We start from the raw sequence: 16,519 nt of genomic DNA, 5'->3' as shown, positions 1-16,519 counted from the left end.
GTCGAACCCCGCTCACATGGTCGTCGATGCTGCAAAGACATCGCGGCGCAAAATGCCTAAAATCAACGGTTCAGCCGTCGTAATGGGCCTTTATTTACTGTTCTTGCTTTTGCCGATCTACTGGCTGATCAACATGAGCCTGAAGACGAATACTGAGATACTGGGGGCTTTTTCACTTTGGCCTCGGGATCTGACACTTGCGAACTACACAAAGATTCTGACGGACGAGAGCTGGTACATCGGTTACGTCAATTCGTTGATCTACGTTGTCATGAACACCGTAATCAGCCTGACCGTGGCGTTGCCCGCCGCTTATGCCTTCAGCCGGTATTCATTCATGGGCGACAAGCACCTGTTCTTCTGGTTGCTCACCAACCGCATGGCGCCACCAGCCGTTTTTGCTCTGCCGTTCTTCCAGCTGTATTCTTCGGTGGGCCTTTTTGACACGCACATTGCGGTGGCTTTGGCGCATTGTCTTTTCAACGTCCCGCTGGCGGTTTGGATTCTCGAAGGTTTTATGCGCGGCGTTCCCAAGGAGATCGATGAGACAGCATACCTTGACGGCTATTCGTTCCCGCGTTTCTTCATCCGCATTTTTACACCCTTGATCGCGTCAGGCATTGGAGTTGCTGCCTTCTTCTGCTTCATGTTCTCATGGGTGGAACTGCTGCTGAGCCGCACACTGACCACCGTGGATGCCAAACCCATTGCCGCGATCATGACACGGACCCAAGGGGCGGCGGGCATTGATTGGGGCGTACTGGCGGCGGCAGGAGTGCTGACCATCGTACCCGGCGCGCTGGTGATCTATTTCGTGCGCAACTACATCGCTAAGGGTTTTGCCCTGGGGAGGGTGTGATGGGTGTATTCCAGATATTCTCGAGCAAATGCTCCGCTGTGTTTATCTCACATGGGGGTCGACAGGACGCTCATCCGCCCGACTACATCAACTTCGCACAGGTCTGCTGGGCCAACACCGTGATGCCCAAGAACCAGATTTCATTTAGCATGTCGAATGGATCGACCTGGGAGCTTCGCTTCAAGGAATACACAGATCTGCTCGAGATCCTAAAAAGGTTTATGGCATACGACAGCAAAGACGAGGGGACATAAAATCATGGCATGGATGGCATGGACCATACCGACAGCACTATTCTTTGGCGTGATCGCATCTTTGTTGATCATTTTCACGATACTCGCCATCAAGTACCCGGAGACGCCCCGTGTGGGTATTCTCCGCATCGAAACAACGCGCGGTGATCGTTTGTTCATCACGCTGTTGGGCTCGGCCTTTATCAATTTGATCTGGCTGGGTCTTGAGGTCGCACCACAGCCCTATGCGCTGTTGGCGTGCCTTGCTTACGCCTTTGCGGTCTTCCGCTGGGTGTAGACGGGAAGGTTGGTTGCCCGGGGGTTTCCGGGCCACCAGATCAAAACAGTTCAATAATGTCTTGGGAGGACTCACATGAACTTTTCACTAAAATCAACCACAGCCGTGGGCGCAATGGTTGCGTGCATGGCGCTGCCGGCCTGGGCCGACATGGAGGCGGCGAATGCGTTTCTCGATAACGAGATCGCCGGTCTTTCCGTGCTCGACCGTGCTGCACAAGAAGCGGAGATGCAGTTTTTCGTCGACGCAGCGGCGCCCTTTGAGGGCATGGAGATCAAGGTTGTCTCAGAGACGATCACAACCCATGAATACGAAAGCCAGGTTCTGGCACCTGCCTTCACCGCCATCACCGGCATCAAGGTCACACATGACCTGATCGGCGAAGGCGATGTTGTAGAGAAACTGCAAACGCAGATGCAATCGGGCGAAAACATCTATGACGCCTATGTGAACGACAGCGACCTGATTGGTACCCATTGGCGCTACCAGCAGGTGCGCAACCTGACCGACTGGATGGCTGGAGAGGGCGCGGATGTGACCCTGTCAACTCTGGACGTCGATGATTTCATCGGCACATCCTTCACTACCGGACCTGATGGCAAGCTGTACCAGCTTCCGACGCAGCAGTTCGCGAACCTCTATTGGTTCCGCTATGATTGGTTCAACGACGAACAGAACAAGGCTGATTTCAAAGAGAAATACGGCTATGATCTGGGTGTTCCGGTGAATTGGACTGCCTACGAGGATATCGCGGAATTCTTCACCGGTCGTGACTTGTCGCGTCTCGGCGTGGAAGGCGAAGTCTTTGGCAACATGGACTACGGGAAGAAAGACCCGTCCCTGGGTTGGCGCTATACTGACGCGTGGATGTCCATGGCAGGCATGGGCGACGTCGGTGAGCCGAACGGTCTGCCTGTTGACGAGTGGGGCATTCGTGTGAACGAAAACTCGCAGCCAACAGGTTCCTGTGTAGCACGCGGCGGAGCGACCAATTCGCCAGCGGCTGTCTACGCGGTGACGAAGGCCATCGAATGGCTGCAGAAGTATTCGCCACCTGCCGCTGCGGGTATGACTTTTGGCGAAGCGGGTCCCATCCCGGCACAAGGCAACGTTGCCCAGCAAATGTTCTGGTACACGGCCTTTACAGCAGCAACCGTGGTACCTGATCTGCCAGTGATGAACGAAGATGGCACCCCCAAATGGCGCATGGCACCCAGCCCACACGGCGTATACTGGAAAGAAGGCCAGAAGATCGGCTACCAGGACGCGGGCAGCTGGACGCTTATGGAATCCACACCTGTTGATCGTGCCAAAGCTGCGTGGCTCTACGCGCAGTTCGTGGTATCCAAAACTGTTGACCTCAAGAAGTCCGACGTAGGCCTGACGTTCATCCGCGAGTCCACAATCGACAGTGATCATTTCACCGATCGTGCGGACAAACTGGGTGGCTTGGTGGAATTTTACCGTTCCCCTGCACGGGTTGCGTGGTCACCAACGGGCACAAACGTTCCAGACTATCCTAAACTGGCACAGTTGTGGTGGCAGAACATCGGCGACGCCATGTCCGGTGCGAAAACCCCTCAGGAAGCACTGGATGCTCTGTGCGCAGATCAGGAGAAAGTGCTTGAGCGCCTCGAGCGTGCTGGTGTCCAAGGCGATCTTGGCCCGGTTCTGAACGAGGAAATGGACGCGGAGCACTGGTTTAGCCAGCCGGGCGCGCCCTATCCGAAACTGGAGAACGAAGACGAAGAGCCAATGACAGTTAGCTACGACGAGCTGATCAAGTCCTGGCAGTAAGTCTTTGACATTGAGCCGGGGCGCTTGCTTGCGCCCCGGCTTTTTCGTGGGCAGAATTGCTCCAAAGAATGAAACAACATCCGGGGGAAATCATGACCCATATCCTTGCGATTGATCAAGGAACCACGTCATCACGCGCAATCGTATTTGACGGAGAGATGAAAATCAGATCCAGCGCACAAGAAGAGCTCCCGCAGCGTTTCCCTGACAGCGGCTGGGTCGAGCATGATCCGGGGGACTTGTGGTCAACGACGGCAGGGACATGCCGTGCGGCCATCGAAAAGGCGGGTTTGGGACCGGATGATATCGCGGCCATTGGCATCACCAATCAGCGCGAAACCGTGGTTGTCTGGGACAAGGCAACAGGGGAACCCATTTACAACGCCATCGTCTGGCAGGATCGCCGCACTGCAGATTATTGCCGCAAGTTGCGTGATGCGGGTCATGACAAGATGATCACCGCCAAAACAGGTTTGCTGGCAGACCCCTATTTCTCTGGCACTAAACTCAAATGGATATTGGATCATGTGGAAGGGTCGCGTGCGCGGGCCAAGAACGGCGAACTGCTCTTTGGTACGGTAGACAGCTTTCTGATCTGGAAGCTCACAGGGGGCGCCGCGCATGTGACCGATGCCACCAATGCTGCGCGTACCTCTCTGTACGACATCCACAAAGGACGCTGGAGCACATCGATCTGTGAGCTCTTTGACATTCCGTTGCAGATGTTGCCCGAGGGCAAGGATTGCGCGGCAGATTTCGGCACCACGCGCCCGGATCTGTTTGGTCGACCGATCCCTATTTTGGGCGTCGCGGGCGATCAGCAGGCGGCGACGATCGGGCAGGCATGTTTTGAACCGGGCATGTTGAAGTCTACCTACGGGACGGGCTGTTTTGCCTTGTTGAACACAGGCGAAACAGCGGTGGCCTCTCACAACCGTTTGCTGACGACCATCGCCTATCAACTGGACGGTAAGCCAACATATGCGCTGGAAGGGTCGATATTTGTGGCAGGTGCCGTGGTGCAATGGCTGCGTGACGGTCTCAAGATCATTCGCGACGCTGCGGAGACGCAGCCCTTGGCAGAACAGGCGGATCCCAATCAGAACGTCGTGCTTGTACCTGCCTTTGTTGGGCTGGGCGCACCATATTGGAATGCAGAATGCCGGGGCGCTGTGTTTGGGTTGACCCGGAATTCGGGACCGGAAGAATACGCCAAGGCAGCCTTGGAAAGCGTCGGGTATCAGACGCGAGATTTGCTGGAGGCGATGCAAGCGGATTGGCAAGGCAGTGGCGCAAGAGCCACATTGCGCGTTGATGGGGGCATGTCTGCTTCAGATTGGGCAATGCAGTTTCTCTCCGATGTCATCGACGCGCCTGTGGACCGCCCTCAAGTTCTGGAAACAACGGCACTGGGTGCCGCGTGGCTCGCAGGGCAGCGCGCTGGCATTTATCCCGATCAAGCAGACTTTGCCAAAGGCTGGGCTTTGGAGCGGCAGTTTTCGCCGCAAATGGACGCGGGCGACCGCAGCGCGAAATATGCAGCCTGGAAGCGCGCGGTCGATGCGACCTTGCGGTTTTGAACCTGCAATCCTTTGAATTTGCTGCTCCGGGGCGCATCGCTTTTGGCCGCGGCACCCGTGATCAGATTGCGGCAAGCACCCTCGCGTTCGGGAGCAAAGTTTTGCTTGTGCGTGGGCGCTCGGTTCCTTGGGTAGACACGCTGGAGAATGACCTGCGCGAGAACGGCGGTGGGGTAACATCCATCTTTAGCGTCGGTGAACCTACCGTTGCAGATGTCGAAGCTGCACTAGAAACAGGCCGCGCGGCAGATGTAGATGTTGTGGTCGCCGTGGGCGGTGGCGCCACAATTGATCTTGGTAAAGTAGTTGCGGCGATGTTGCCCGCGTCTGGCACGCTTTTTGATCATCTGGAAGGTGTCGGGTTGGCGCTGCCTCTCGAAAGTAGTCCTTTGCCCTTCATTGCGGCCCCAACCACATCGGGCACGGGCGCTGAGATAACAAAAAATACCGTCATTGCGGTACCGACGGCCGGACGCAAGGTCAGTCTGCGTGACGCCCGTATGGTGGCCAATCTTGCCGTTGTCGATCCGGCGCTGACGGATGGATTGCCGCGGGAGCAAACATTGTTGTCAGGTTTGGACGCGTTGACGCAAGTGATCGAACCCTACATCTCGTGTCGTGCAAACCTGTTGACAGATGCACTGTGTCGCGCAGCAATTCCGCTTGGAGCCAAAGCGCTGGGGCAATTGGCACTTGGAGAAGACAGGCAGGCGCGCGATGACATGGCTTATGTCAGCCTTTCGAGCGGTCTTGCGCTTGCCAATTCAGGGCTGGGCGCGGTGCACGGGCTCGCCGGCGTTCTGGGCGGTCGCCTTTGTGCGCCACATGGTTTGATATGCGGTCGCCTGATGGGACCGATCCTTGAAGCTAACAAAACAGCTCTAAAGGCAAATGGGCAAAACATTGAAAGGTTGGATGACGTGGCTTCTTGGTTGGGGCAGGGATTGAGGCTCCAAACCGATCAGGTTTTTAAAGTATTGCCCCGTACTTTGGATCAATGGCATGTTCCCCGACTGCTAGCGTGGATTTCCAACGACATCAGCCTGGAAGAGATCGCTGAGGAGGCCGCCGGGGCATCATCAATGAAGGCCAATCCTTGCGTTCTCAGCACAAAAGCGTTGGTGGCGGCCATGCAACTGGCCTTGTAAAACCTCAGACTGACGACAATCCGGCATTGGTGTTCAGGAAGAACTGCGAAAAAATGGGCCCGCTTGCCGCACCAATGGCCCGTGCGTTAAAACCAATTGCGCCTTCTTCTATCCGCGGCGGAAGCAAGCCCCTTGTGTCCTGTGTATTCAGGTAGCGACGCACGCGTTCCACCAGTTCGGTGCGCACCGCATCCGGAAAGGCACCATCGATCAAGATGGCTTCAAAATCGATAACCGAGCAAATGGAAAGGGCGGCTTTGGCCAGTTCCTGAGCGGTTTGGCCAATCCAAGGGTCGACAAAGCGAGTCAAAGCGTCCCAATCTTGTGGCAATTGCCACAACTGCTTGGGATCGAGACCGCCTTCCACAAGGCGACCTTCGAGAAGATGCAAGGAAGCCACGTCGATCAGTTGCCGGCTTTCCCCCAAAGGACCGGTACTGCGCAGGGCACCCAGCGCCCCGGCATTGCCTTGATTGCCTTCGAAAACTGTGTGATTCAGAACAACTCCACCCCCGATAAAAGACCCGATATAGAAATAGGCGTAGTCCCGATATTCCTTGCCCAGCCCATAAAGATGTTCGGCACGACAGGCTGCCGTCGCATCATTGCAGGCGAAAACTGGCAAGGTGCTAAATTTGGCCACCTCTGCTGTAAATTCCGTGTCCTTCCATGAGCTAAAGTCTTCGCTCGCTGACCCGGACAGATCGTGCCATTTCCACAATTCAAAAGGTGATGCGATCCCAATTCCGCAAATGCGCGACTGTTGTGCCGCGCTCATCTCTTCCATCAATTGATCTATCCCATCTGCAAGAAACGCAAACACAGTTCCAGGCGTTGGATAGGGGTAGGAAAGATATAGTTGTTTGAGGACGTGACCCTTGAAGTTAAGGAGCAGCAATTCAGCACTGCGACGTCCGATTTTCAGGCCAAAAGCAAAAACGCCTTCGGGTGACAAATCCATCGGAATGGATGGTTTTCCAACCTTGCCACGTTGCGGAGCACCGCGGACAAGAAGGCCGTCCTTTTCTAATTTTCTTAGAATTACCGACACAGTTTGCGGCGAAAGGCCAGCCATCCGAGCCAGATTACTCCCTGGAACAGGGCCGTGTCGCATAAACATGGAAAGCAACAGGCGTTCGTTATAATCACGAACCCCGCGTTGATTTACGCCACTGCTCAAACCTTTGACCTTGTTACCATCCATAAGGTCGTCCATGCTCAATTTACTTCGGCAAATATCAATCAACCTAATTAATAAATCAAGTTTATTTATTTATTGACAGGTGATCCGAAATGATGTGTCTTTGCCAACACCTGCAGGGGAAATTTCGGCAGGGGAAGGCGCATCGAAAGTGCCTTAGAAAAGAAACTGAATGTTCCTTGGGAGGAAATCATGAAAAATCTGCTCGCCAGTACGATTCTGGGTCTCAGCGCTTTGGGCGCAACTAGTAGCATCGCCCTCGCGGATGGCCACGGCGTCTCTGCTTGCCTGATCACTAAAACGGACACCAATCCGTTCTTTGTAAAAATGAAGGAAGGTGCGGAAGCCAAAGCGGCCGAGCTTGGCATGACGCTCAAGTCATTTGCAGGCAAGGTTGATGGTGATCATGAAACGCAGGTCCAAGCAATCGAAACTTGTATTCTGGATGGCGCCAAGGGCATTTTGATCACGGCTTCTGATACATCTTCGATCGTGTCTGCTGTGACGCAAGCGCGCGATGCAGGCCTGTTGGTTATTGCGCTCGACACGCCATTGGAGCCAATCGATGCTGCTGATGCAACCTTTGCCACGGACAACTACAAAGCCGGAGTTTTGATCGGGGAATGGGCACGCGCGCAACTCGGCGATGCTGCGGCAAGCGCGAAAATTGCTACGCTCGACCTTAATGTTAGCCAACCAACGGTCGATGTTTTGCGAAATCAAGGTTTTCTCGATGGATTTGGGATAGACTTGGCAGATCCGAATGTGATCGGTGATGAGGATGACGCCCGTATTGTGGGTAGCGATGTTACGGACGGTAACGAAGAGGGCGGGCGCCGCGCGATGGAGAACCTGCTTGCCAAGGATCCTACCATCAATGTGGTCCACACCATTAATGAACCTGCCGCCGCTGGCGCGTACGAAGCGCTGAAAGCGATTGGGCGCGAAAACGACGTTTTGATCGTTTCAGTCGACGGTGGCTGCCCCGGTGTGCAAAATGTGGCAGATGGTGTGATTGGTGCGACATCGCAGCAATACCCCTTGTTAATGGCGGCATTGGGCGTTGAGGCCATTAAGAACTGGGCGGATAACGGCGTAAAACCTGAGCCGTCACCCGGCAAAGAGTTTTTTGATACAGGCGTTGCCCTTGTCACGGATGCTCCTGCTGACGGTGTGGAATCCATCTCCGTATCGGAAGGAAAAGACCTCTGCTGGGGATAAACCTCATGTTCGGCGGCGCGCGTTTGAACGCGCGTCGCATTTGACCGCTGCGGTTTTGTTCCGGTCTGACAAGCTAGCAAAACAATTGAATGGGCGAATACCCGTTGAAGGGGAGGGGAAAACGTGTCTGAGGTACCCGGAAAAACGCAAGATTTTGAGAGCGATCTGAACCGCAGTCCAGAAGCGGTTGCCGAATTCGAAGATTCACACCGCGGCATTGTTGGTACGATCCAGCACTTGCTTCATGTCAATCCCTCGCTTGTCCCGCTGATCGTTCTGGTCGCATCTATCGTGATTTTCGGGCTTTTGCTGGGTACAAAATTTTTCTCGCCCTTTGCGCTGACGCTGATCTTGCAACAGGTTCAGATCGTGGGCATCGTGGCAGCGGCTCAGAGTTTGGTGATCCTAACAGCTGGTATTGATCTCAGTGTGGGCGCCATCATGGTGATGTCTTCTGTGGTTATGGGGCAATTCACCTTCCGATATGGCATCCCGGTGGAAATATCAGTTGCTTGCGGCTTGCTCTGCGGCACCTTGCTTGGTTTCATAAACGGCTGGCTCGTGGCACGCGTCAAGCTGCCGCCCTTCATTGTCACGCTGGGTATGTGGCAGATCGTTCTGGCCACAAACTTTCTCTACTCCGCGAATGAAACCATTCGGTCTCAGGATATCGAGGCACAGGCTCCTTTGTTGCAATTCTTCGGAAACACAATCCAACTGGGTGCTGCGCGTCTGACCTTTGGTGTTGTCTTCATGCTCTTGCTCGTTTTTGTGCTGGCATATGCGCTCAAGCAGACAGCTTGGGGGCGGCACGTCTACGCAGTAGGCGACGACCCGGAGGCGGCCGAGCTGTCTGGGGTTGATGTCAAACGCACGCTGATCTCAGTATATATGCTAGCTGGTCTGATTTGTGCCTTCGCGGGGTGGGCGTTGGTGGGGCGGATCGGATCGGTTTCACCCACCTCCGGCCAACTTGCCAATATCGAAAGCATCACAGCGGTGGTGATCGGTGGCATTTCCCTTTTCGGCGGGCGAGGATCAATCATGGGCACACTTTTTGGCGCGCTAATAGTTGGTGTTTTCACGCTGGGTTTGCGGCTCATGGGTGCTGACGCACAATGGACGTATCTGCTTATCGGCGTTTTGATCATCGCAGCGGTAGGCGTGGATCAATGGATCAGAAAGGTATCGGTCTGATGGAACCCATTCTTAAAGGACGCAATCTGGTCAAACGCTATGGCAAAGTCACGGCACTTGATCGTTGTGATTTTGATTTGATGCCCGGTGAGATCCTGGCTGTCATTGGGGACAATGGCGCGGGAAAGTCATCGCTCATTAAAGCGGTCTCAGGCGCAGTGATCCCGGATGAAGGTGAGGTTTGGCTCGAAGGGCGAAAAGTCAATTTCACCTCGCCCATTGATGCACGCAATGAGGGCATCGAGACGGTTTACCAGACGCTTGCCATGTCGCCCGCTTTGTCGATCGCCGATAACATGTTCATGGGTCGCGAAATTCGCAAACCGGGATTTCGGGGGAAATGGCTACGGCAATTGGACCGAGCCGAAATGGAACGTCTGGCGCGGGACAAGCTGACTGAGCTTGGTCTCATGACGATCCAGAACATCAATCAGGCGGTGGAAACCTTGTCGGGAGGTCAACGTCAAGGCGTGGCCGTGGCGCGCGCCGCGGCGTTTGGATCGAAGGTTATTATTCTGGATGAACCGACCGCGGCCCTTGGTGTCAAGGAATCACGCAGGGTGCTGGAATTGATCCTGGATGTGAAATCGCGTGGCATTCCGATTATACTGATCAGTCACAATATGCCACATGTCTTTGAAGTGGCTGACCGGATTCACGTACATAGGCTGGGCAAACGCCTCTGCGTGATTGATCCAAAGGACTATACAATGTCCGACGCAGTGGCCTTCATGACCGGCGCAAAGGAACCTCCCACCGAAGCGATTGCAGCTTGAGCAAGCAATCGACCTCATTCTCTGCGTTATGCGAGCGCGTTCTAGCAACGCCAAGGAAATCCAAAAGGTGCGTCGTCGCTCTGGCAGGGGCTCCGGGCAGCGGCAAATCCACATTGGCTGATCGACTTGCGCAGTGGCTGAGCGACTGTGGCACGAGCACTCAGGTTGTGCCCATGGATGGATTTCATCTGGACAATCGATTGCTACGCGAGATGGGTTTGCTGGACCGCAAAGGGGCGCCCGAAACCTTTGATTCACAAGGGTTTGGGCGGCTTGTGGCGGCTTTGGGTGCCGAGACACCAGTCTACTACCCGGTGTTTGACAGATCCCGTGATATTGCCATCGCGGGTGCGGGTGTACTGGACACGGAATGCGACACTGTTATCGTGGAAGGCAACTACCTTTTGCTGGACGCTCCTGACTGGCGCAACCTGTCAAATCTTTGGGATTTGAAGGTGAACCTCACGGTTCCCGAAACCGTTCTTCGTCAAAGGCTCGTGGACCGTTGGTTGGCCGAAGGCCTTGCGCCAAAAGACGCCATGGCGCGTGCAGAAGGCAACGATCTTGCAAACGCCCGTCGCTGCATCGCTGAGAGCCTGCCTTGTGATGTGGCTTTTGAAAACACGGACGGCCTCAACTGAAGCGGAAATGATGGCGCAGGAACAATCATAATCCTGTTGTTGTGTCGCTCTACCTGTATGATAGCCTTGGCGCTCCTTTCTATTGTGCCTTAGTACGTCGGTAAAAAATCTTGGAGCCACGGTAAATTCTGCCATTGATATTTCTGGTGGAATATGATCGTTAGCGCTAACAAGTCCCTTTTTGCGCTCTTGGGCGCGCAGCAGAATGCATTCTGGAGGAAGAAGATGTCTCACGCAGTCGCAATTAACGGTTTTGGTCGCATCGGGCGCGGTGTGTTGCGCGCATTGGTTGAAAACCAGATCTCGGATGTCGAGGTCATCGCAATCAACGACTTGTCGTCTCCCGAAACTCTCGCGCATCTTTTGAAATATGACAGCGTGCATGGTCGCTTCAAAGCAGACGTTGCAGTCAAGGGTGATGCGCTGGTGGTCAACGGCCATAGCATTCAAGTGACGGCAATCCGAAACCCGGCCGAATTGCCTTGGGAGGGTGTGGATGTTGCGATGGAGTGCACCGGGCTTTTCACCGCGCGAGAGAAAGCCGCCCAACACCTCGAAAACGGGTCGCGCCGAGTTTTGATTTCGGCGCCGGGTGCTGGTGCCGACAGGACGGTAGTATTCGGTGTGAACCACAAGGATATGACCAAGGACGACATCGTCATTTCCAACGCCTCCTGCACCACCAACTGTCTGGCTCCGGTTGCCTATGTTCTGGACAAGGCGTTCGGGATCAAGACCGGTTACATGACCACGATCCATGCCTATACCGGGGATCAACCGTCGCATGACGCGCCGCACAAGGACCTCTATCGTGGACGGGCTGCGGCGCTTTCAATGGTGCCGACATCTACCGGCGCTGCCAAGGCAATTTCTCTGGTTTTGCCGCATCTTGAAGGGCGACTTGAAGGGTCTGCCGTGCGGGTGCCGACGCCAAACGTTTCCTTGGTAGATCTGGCCTTCATGCCGGAAAAACCTGCGACAAAAGACGGTATTAATGATGCGATCAAAGAAGCAGCAGAGGGTGAGTTGAAAGGTATTCTGTCATATGAGACTGACCCAACTGTATCCATCGACTACAATCATGACCCGCATTCATCGAGCTTTGCCGCACCACAAACGAGCGTCACGCAAGATGGGCTGGTGCGTGTTGTCAGCTGGTATGACAACGAATGGGGGTTTGCCAACCGTATGATCGATACGGGTCGCAGATTGGCAGAACTGTCGAAAACCTGACTTCTAAAAGCTTGGACCTTGGTCTGGGCAAATCGGTTTTGAGGATAAGCAAATGACGTTGAATGACACGATTGCCCGCGTGACAGACCGCATCATTGCGCGCAGTGAAGGGCCACGCAGCGACTATCTCAACCGGATGGCGGCTGCTCGCTCCAAAGGACCGGCGCGCGGGCATCTCAGCTGCAGTGGTCAAGCCCATGCCTATGCGGGTGCTGGACAGGATCAATCGGCTCTGGTGAACGAAAGCGCGGGCAACCTCGGCATCATCACCACCTACAATGACATGCTCTCAGCGCATCAGCCGTTTGAACGATTTCCCGACTTGATCCGCCAGGCGGCGCGAGAAGTCGGTGCTACCGCGCAGGTTGCGGGGGGCGTACCGGCAATGTGTGATGGTGTCACCCAAGGTGAGCCTGGCATGGAGCTGAGCCTTTTTTCGCGCGATCTGATTGCCATGGCGACCGGCATTGCCATGAGCCACAACACTTTCGACGCCGCGGTCTACTTGGGCGTATGCGACAAGATCGTGCCGGGACTGATCATCGCCGCACAGACATTTGGGCATGTTCCGACGGTTTTTCTGCCAGCCGGGCCCATGACGACCGGCTTGTCCAATGATGAAAAGGGCCAGGTGCGCCAGAAGTTTGCCGCGGGCGAAGTGGGGCGAGATGCCTTGATGAAGGCGGAAATGGCCGCTTATCACGGGCCGGGTACCTGTACGTTTTATGGCACGGCCAATACAAATCAGATGCTCATGGAGTTTATGGGCATGCATATGCCGGGCTCCAGTTTTGTGACACCGAACACAGGGCTGCGCGACGCCCTGACTAAAGCAGGCGCGCAGCGCGCGTTGTCACTGTCTGATCTGGGTGAAAACTACCTGCCTGTATGCGATGTGCTCGATGAGAAAGCTTATGTGAACGGCATCATCGGATTGAACGCGACCGGCGGTTCGACCAATTTGTTGATCCATCTCGTGGCCATGGCACGGGCCGGTGGGATCATCCTCGACTGGCAGGATTTTTCCGACCTGTCGGAAGTCACGCCATTGCTGGCGCGGGTTTATCCAAACGGTCTCGCGGATGTGAACCATTTCCACGCTGCTGGCGGGCTTGGTTTTCTGATCCATGAACTTCTGGGCGCGGGGCTTTTGCATCCTGATACAAAAACGGTAGGCGGCGGCGGCCTTGAAACATACACACAGGAACCCAAATTGCGCGACGGAAAAGTCGTTTGGGAAGCCGGCACCGCAGAGAGTTTAAACCAGAAAATCGTGCGCCCCGCTGCAGACCCGTTTCAATCGACAGGCGGTCTCAAGCGTCTCAATGGATCATTAGGCAACGCTGTTATGAAGGTTTCGGCTGTGAAACCAGAACATCAGATCGTTGAAGCGCCGGTGCGTATTTTCAATGATCAGGAAGAGGTCAAGGTGGCGTGCAAGGCGGGCGAGATTGTTGAAGATACGGTCGTCGTCGTGCGCTTTCAGGGGCCGAAAGCCAATGGTATGCCGGAGCTTCACAGTCTCACGCCTTTGCTGAAAAACCTGCAAGCAAAGGGCATAAACGTGGCGCTGGTCACCGATGGGCGCATGTCGGGTGCCTCAGGCTCTGTTCCCGCCGCGATCCATGTCAGCCCAGAAGCCCTCGACGGCGGCGCGATTTCCAAATTACGCGACGGTGACATATTGCGCGTGGATGCAGTGACCGGAGATTTGAACATCCTGACAGACGGTGTGCTGGCGCGCGAACCTGTACGCATTAATTTGGGCGCAAATGAATTTGGGATTGGGCGCGAGCTGTTCGCGCAATTCCGCCGCTCTGTCGGCACGGCCGATACCGGCGCAAGCGTGCTATTTTAGGAAGGAAACTGGATGACACCGCAAGACGCCAGCAAACAAGCACGCGAGATTTGTGGATTGGCCCCGATTGTCCCGGTTCTGGTTGTCAACGATGTCGACCACGCCAAACCGCTTGCAGAAGCTTTGGTGGCAGGTGGATTACCAGCTCTTGAGGTTACCCTGCGCACGCCAATGGCTCTGGACGTGATTGCGCAGATGGCGCAGGTCCCCGGGGGCGTCGTCGGGGCAGGCACATTGGTAACTGTGCAAGATGTGAAAAATGCAAAGGCTGCAGGCGCTAAGTTTGGTGTCTCACCCGGTGCGACTGATGCCTTGTTGGCGGCTTGCGAAGCCGAGGATCTGCCTTTGCTGGCGGGTGCAGCCACAGCGTCAGAGGCCATGCGGTTGTTTGAGCGCGGTTACGATGTATTGAAATTCTTCCCTGCGGAGGCTTCTGGCGGCGCAGCAGCGCTAAAAGCAATTGGTGCACCCCTGCCGCAAATTGCCTTCTGTCCTACGGGCGGCGTGAGCCCGGCGAATGCTGAAAGCTACTTGTCACTGCCCAATGTGATTTGTGCTGGTGGCAGTTGGGTTGCACCGAACGCCATGGTCCAATCAGGCGATTGGGCGGCGATCGAAACACTGGCCAAAGAGGCCAGCACTTTGAAAGCCTGACCCGCAGTTTGGGCTTTTGTGGTTGATATACCGCGCGCAACTGGCGATGTTCCTAACCTCATCGGAGGGACAAAGCGTGCGCCAAGACGGCACATTCACTTACAAGGATACAGAATTTGAACCCGAACTTCTTATTCTGGATTGCGATGGGGTGGTCATCGACAGTGAGGTAATCAGCGCGCTTACATTGATTGATCTCCTGAAGGGGTGGGAGATTCAAATCGACGTTGCGTTCGTACGGGAGCATTTTTTGGGCCGTAGTTTCCCAACAGTCGCAGGTAGCGTGTTTGAGTTGTTTGGTGTGCGCCTGCCGCCGCAGTTTGAAAGCGATTACCGTCAAAGACTCTTCGACAAGTTCGAAACTGATTTACGCTTGGTCGATGGGCTGGAAACGTTGCTCGATCACTTGGTGATCCCGTTTTGTATTGCCACTTCCAGCAGCCCGATCCGTGTCTCCCGGTCGCTTCATCTGACTGGTGTCAGCGCGCGTTTTGCGGACCGTGTTTTCACGGCGTCTGAAGTGGCACATGGCAAACCTGCACCCGATCTCTTTCTGCATGTCGCTGACAAGATGGGCGTGCACCCTGACAAATGCCTTGTTGTAGAAGACAGTAGCGTCGGTCTTCAGGCAGCCTTATCTGCGCAAATGTGCACCGTCTGGTTTACAGGCGCGTCGCATATGCGCAAGATGACCAAGTTTGGCATCGAGATTAAAGGGTTTCCGCAAGGGCCTCATTTCACTGTCGGTACGTTTGAAGAATTAATCGCGCAGGTACCCAGTATTGGAAATCGCGCTGACGGAGAGACTCATGGCAGCTAAGTCAGGCACCGAGGAATCCGCCATTGATCTGGCGGCACGTGCGGGCTGGATGTATTATCTGGCCGGAATGACCCAAGACCATATCGCGCGCGAGTTGGGTATATCGCGTCAACGCGCGCAGCGATTGGTTGCGCGTGCGTCGGCGGACGGATTGATTGGCGTACGTCTCAACCACCCGATCGCCGCCTGCCTGGAACTCGAGCGCGATTTGAAGGAGCGGTTTGGTCTGACGCTTGCGCGCGTAGCTCCGTCGTTGCCCGAAGGGGTCGATCCAGTCAAATCAGTTGCGCCTGTGGCTGCCAAAGAGATCGAGCGCGTTCTGCGCAACAATAAAGAGCTGGTGGTGGCGCTTGGAACTGGGCGAACTCTTCGCAAAGTAGTGGACGAAATGCCAACGCTTGAATGTCCGAACCACAAACTGGTTTCCCTGATCGGAAATGCAGCCAGCGATGGGTCGGCAACCATCTATCAGGTTATCATGCGGCTTGCGGATCGAGTGGGCGCGCGTCACTATCCCTTGGCTTTACCTCTCAATGCGGAAAGCAAGGAGGATCGGGATTTCCATCTTGGTTTGCGACATGTGCAAACTGCTCTAAAGCTGGCCAGAGAAAGCGACATTGCCTTTGTTGGTATCGGTGATATTTCGCATACCGCTCCAATCATAATCGATGGGTTCATTGATCAGTCAGGCATTGATTCGCTACTTGATAGAGGCGCAGTCGGTGAAATTGTCGGATGGGCTTTTGATGAGAAGGGGCGATATTTTGACGGTGGTTCAAACGCGCTGATCAATGGTGTGCGTGTTGATGCTTCGGGATCGCCGGTGGTTTGTATTGCGGCGGGGCCCAGTAAGTACAAGGCGCTATCTGCCGCCCTGACTGGCCGGCTTTTTTCAGGATTGATAACGGACGAAGTCTCAGCACGTCATTTGCTAGCGCAAAATTGAACTATTCTTGGTTGAATCGCAGAAAATCGTTGACTCGAACCCGTCATGGGATGAATA

The 16,519-nt window shown here is 55.0% G+C and carries 16 protein-coding genes; 15 read left to right on the top strand and 1 reads right to left on the bottom strand.

Translation table 11 applies throughout. From position 1 onward, the window contains the following. Positions 1-16: 16 nt before the first annotated feature. From AB8B75_RS07360 to AB8B75_RS07335, 6 genes are all read left to right on the top strand, one after another. On the top strand, positions 17-859 hold the full coding sequence (locus AB8B75_RS07360; RefSeq protein WP_405361397.1) for a carbohydrate ABC transporter permease: 843 nt from the start codon (positions 17-19) through the stop codon (positions 857-859). After that, positions 859-1,113, top strand: coding sequence for a hypothetical protein (locus AB8B75_RS07355; RefSeq protein WP_405361060.1), 255 nt, complete (start codon positions 859-861; stop codon positions 1,111-1,113). The genes AB8B75_RS07360 and AB8B75_RS07355 overlap by 1 nt, the downstream gene beginning before the upstream one ends. A 4-nt stretch (positions 1,114-1,117) precedes the next feature. Next, the gene (locus AB8B75_RS07350) at positions 1,118-1,390 is read left to right on the top strand and encodes a DUF2160 domain-containing protein (RefSeq protein WP_405361059.1); all 273 of its coding nucleotides are present in this window, start codon (positions 1,118-1,120) and stop codon (positions 1,388-1,390) included. A 75-nt stretch (positions 1,391-1,465) separates the two neighbouring features. Next, positions 1,466-3,187 carry an ABC transporter substrate-binding protein gene (locus AB8B75_RS07345; protein WP_405361058.1) on the top strand — a complete coding sequence of 574 codons (1,722 nt, stop codon included), beginning with the start codon at positions 1,466-1,468 and terminating at the stop codon, positions 3,185-3,187. A 92-nt stretch (positions 3,188-3,279) separates the two neighbouring features. Continuing rightward, a complete protein-coding gene (gene glpK / locus AB8B75_RS07340) occupies positions 3,280-4,767 on the top strand; it encodes a glycerol kinase GlpK (RefSeq protein WP_405361056.1) in 1,488 nt (495 codons plus the stop codon). Next, positions 4,764-5,915 (top strand): iron-containing alcohol dehydrogenase, encoded by a 1,152-nt coding sequence (locus tag AB8B75_RS07335; RefSeq protein WP_405361055.1) that lies wholly within the window; start codon positions 4,764-4,766, stop codon positions 5,913-5,915. Before glpK ends, AB8B75_RS07335 begins: the two co-directional genes overlap by 4 nt. 4 nt (positions 5,916-5,919) lie before the next feature. Here AB8B75_RS07335 and AB8B75_RS07330 read toward each other — a convergent pair whose 3' ends face one another. Continuing rightward, a complete protein-coding gene (locus tag AB8B75_RS07330; protein WP_405361396.1) occupies positions 5,920-7,119 on the bottom strand; it encodes an ROK family protein in 1,200 nt (399 codons plus the stop codon). 189 nt (positions 7,120-7,308) lie between these two features. Here AB8B75_RS07330 and AB8B75_RS07325 point away from each other — a divergent pair, with 189 nt between their 5' ends. The 9 genes from AB8B75_RS07325 to AB8B75_RS07285 all read left to right on the top strand — a co-directional run bounded on the left by AB8B75_RS07325 (position 7,309) and on the right by AB8B75_RS07285 (position 16,462). After that, the gene (locus AB8B75_RS07325; RefSeq protein ID WP_405361054.1) at positions 7,309-8,337 is read left to right on the top strand and encodes a sugar ABC transporter substrate-binding protein; all 1,029 of its coding nucleotides are present in this window, start codon (positions 7,309-7,311) and stop codon (positions 8,335-8,337) included. Positions 8,338-8,460: 123 nt separating this feature from the next. Continuing rightward, on the top strand, positions 8,461-9,534 hold the full coding sequence (locus tag AB8B75_RS07320; protein WP_405361052.1) for an ABC transporter permease: 1,074 nt from the start codon (positions 8,461-8,463) through the stop codon (positions 9,532-9,534). Continuing rightward, positions 9,534-10,310, top strand: a complete 777-nt coding sequence (locus AB8B75_RS07315) for an ATP-binding cassette domain-containing protein (protein ID WP_405361395.1) — start codon at positions 9,534-9,536, stop codon at positions 10,308-10,310. The genes AB8B75_RS07320 and AB8B75_RS07315 overlap by 1 nt, the downstream gene beginning before the upstream one ends. Next, complete coding sequence (locus AB8B75_RS07310) at positions 10,307-10,951, top strand: nucleoside/nucleotide kinase family protein (RefSeq protein ID WP_405361050.1); 645 nt, start codon at positions 10,307-10,309, stop codon at positions 10,949-10,951. The genes AB8B75_RS07315 and AB8B75_RS07310 overlap by 4 nt, the downstream gene beginning before the upstream one ends. Before the next feature lie 225 nt (positions 10,952-11,176). Further along, complete coding sequence (gene gap, locus AB8B75_RS07305; RefSeq protein ID WP_405361048.1) at positions 11,177-12,184, top strand: type I glyceraldehyde-3-phosphate dehydrogenase; 1,008 nt, start codon at positions 11,177-11,179, stop codon at positions 12,182-12,184. Between the two features lie 52 nt (positions 12,185-12,236). Beyond that, entirely contained in the window at positions 12,237-14,042 is a 1,806-nt protein-coding gene (gene edd / locus AB8B75_RS07300; protein WP_405361046.1) for a phosphogluconate dehydratase, read from the top strand. Positions 14,043-14,054: 12 nt separating this feature from the next. Then, the gene (gene eda / locus AB8B75_RS07295; protein WP_405361045.1) at positions 14,055-14,696 is read left to right on the top strand and encodes a bifunctional 4-hydroxy-2-oxoglutarate aldolase/2-dehydro-3-deoxy-phosphogluconate aldolase; all 642 of its coding nucleotides are present in this window, start codon (positions 14,055-14,057) and stop codon (positions 14,694-14,696) included. Positions 14,697-14,772: 76 nt separating this feature from the next. Next, the gene (locus AB8B75_RS07290; RefSeq protein WP_405361043.1) at positions 14,773-15,516 is read left to right on the top strand and encodes an HAD family hydrolase; all 744 of its coding nucleotides are present in this window, start codon (positions 14,773-14,775) and stop codon (positions 15,514-15,516) included. Continuing rightward, positions 15,506-16,462 carry a sugar-binding transcriptional regulator gene (locus AB8B75_RS07285; RefSeq protein ID WP_405361041.1) on the top strand — a complete coding sequence of 319 codons (957 nt, stop codon included), beginning with the start codon at positions 15,506-15,508 and terminating at the stop codon, positions 16,460-16,462. Before AB8B75_RS07290 ends, AB8B75_RS07285 begins: the two co-directional genes overlap by 11 nt. Positions 16,463-16,519: the final 57 nt, after the last annotated feature.

It is taken from the genome of Roseobacter sp., from assembly GCF_045106495.1.
In the GTDB taxonomy this organism is placed as follows: Bacteria; Pseudomonadota; Alphaproteobacteria; order Rhodobacterales; family Rhodobacteraceae; genus Roseobacter.
The sequence above is the reverse complement of the archived record's forward strand: the minus strand, read 5'-3'. Positions and strand labels throughout refer to the sequence as shown.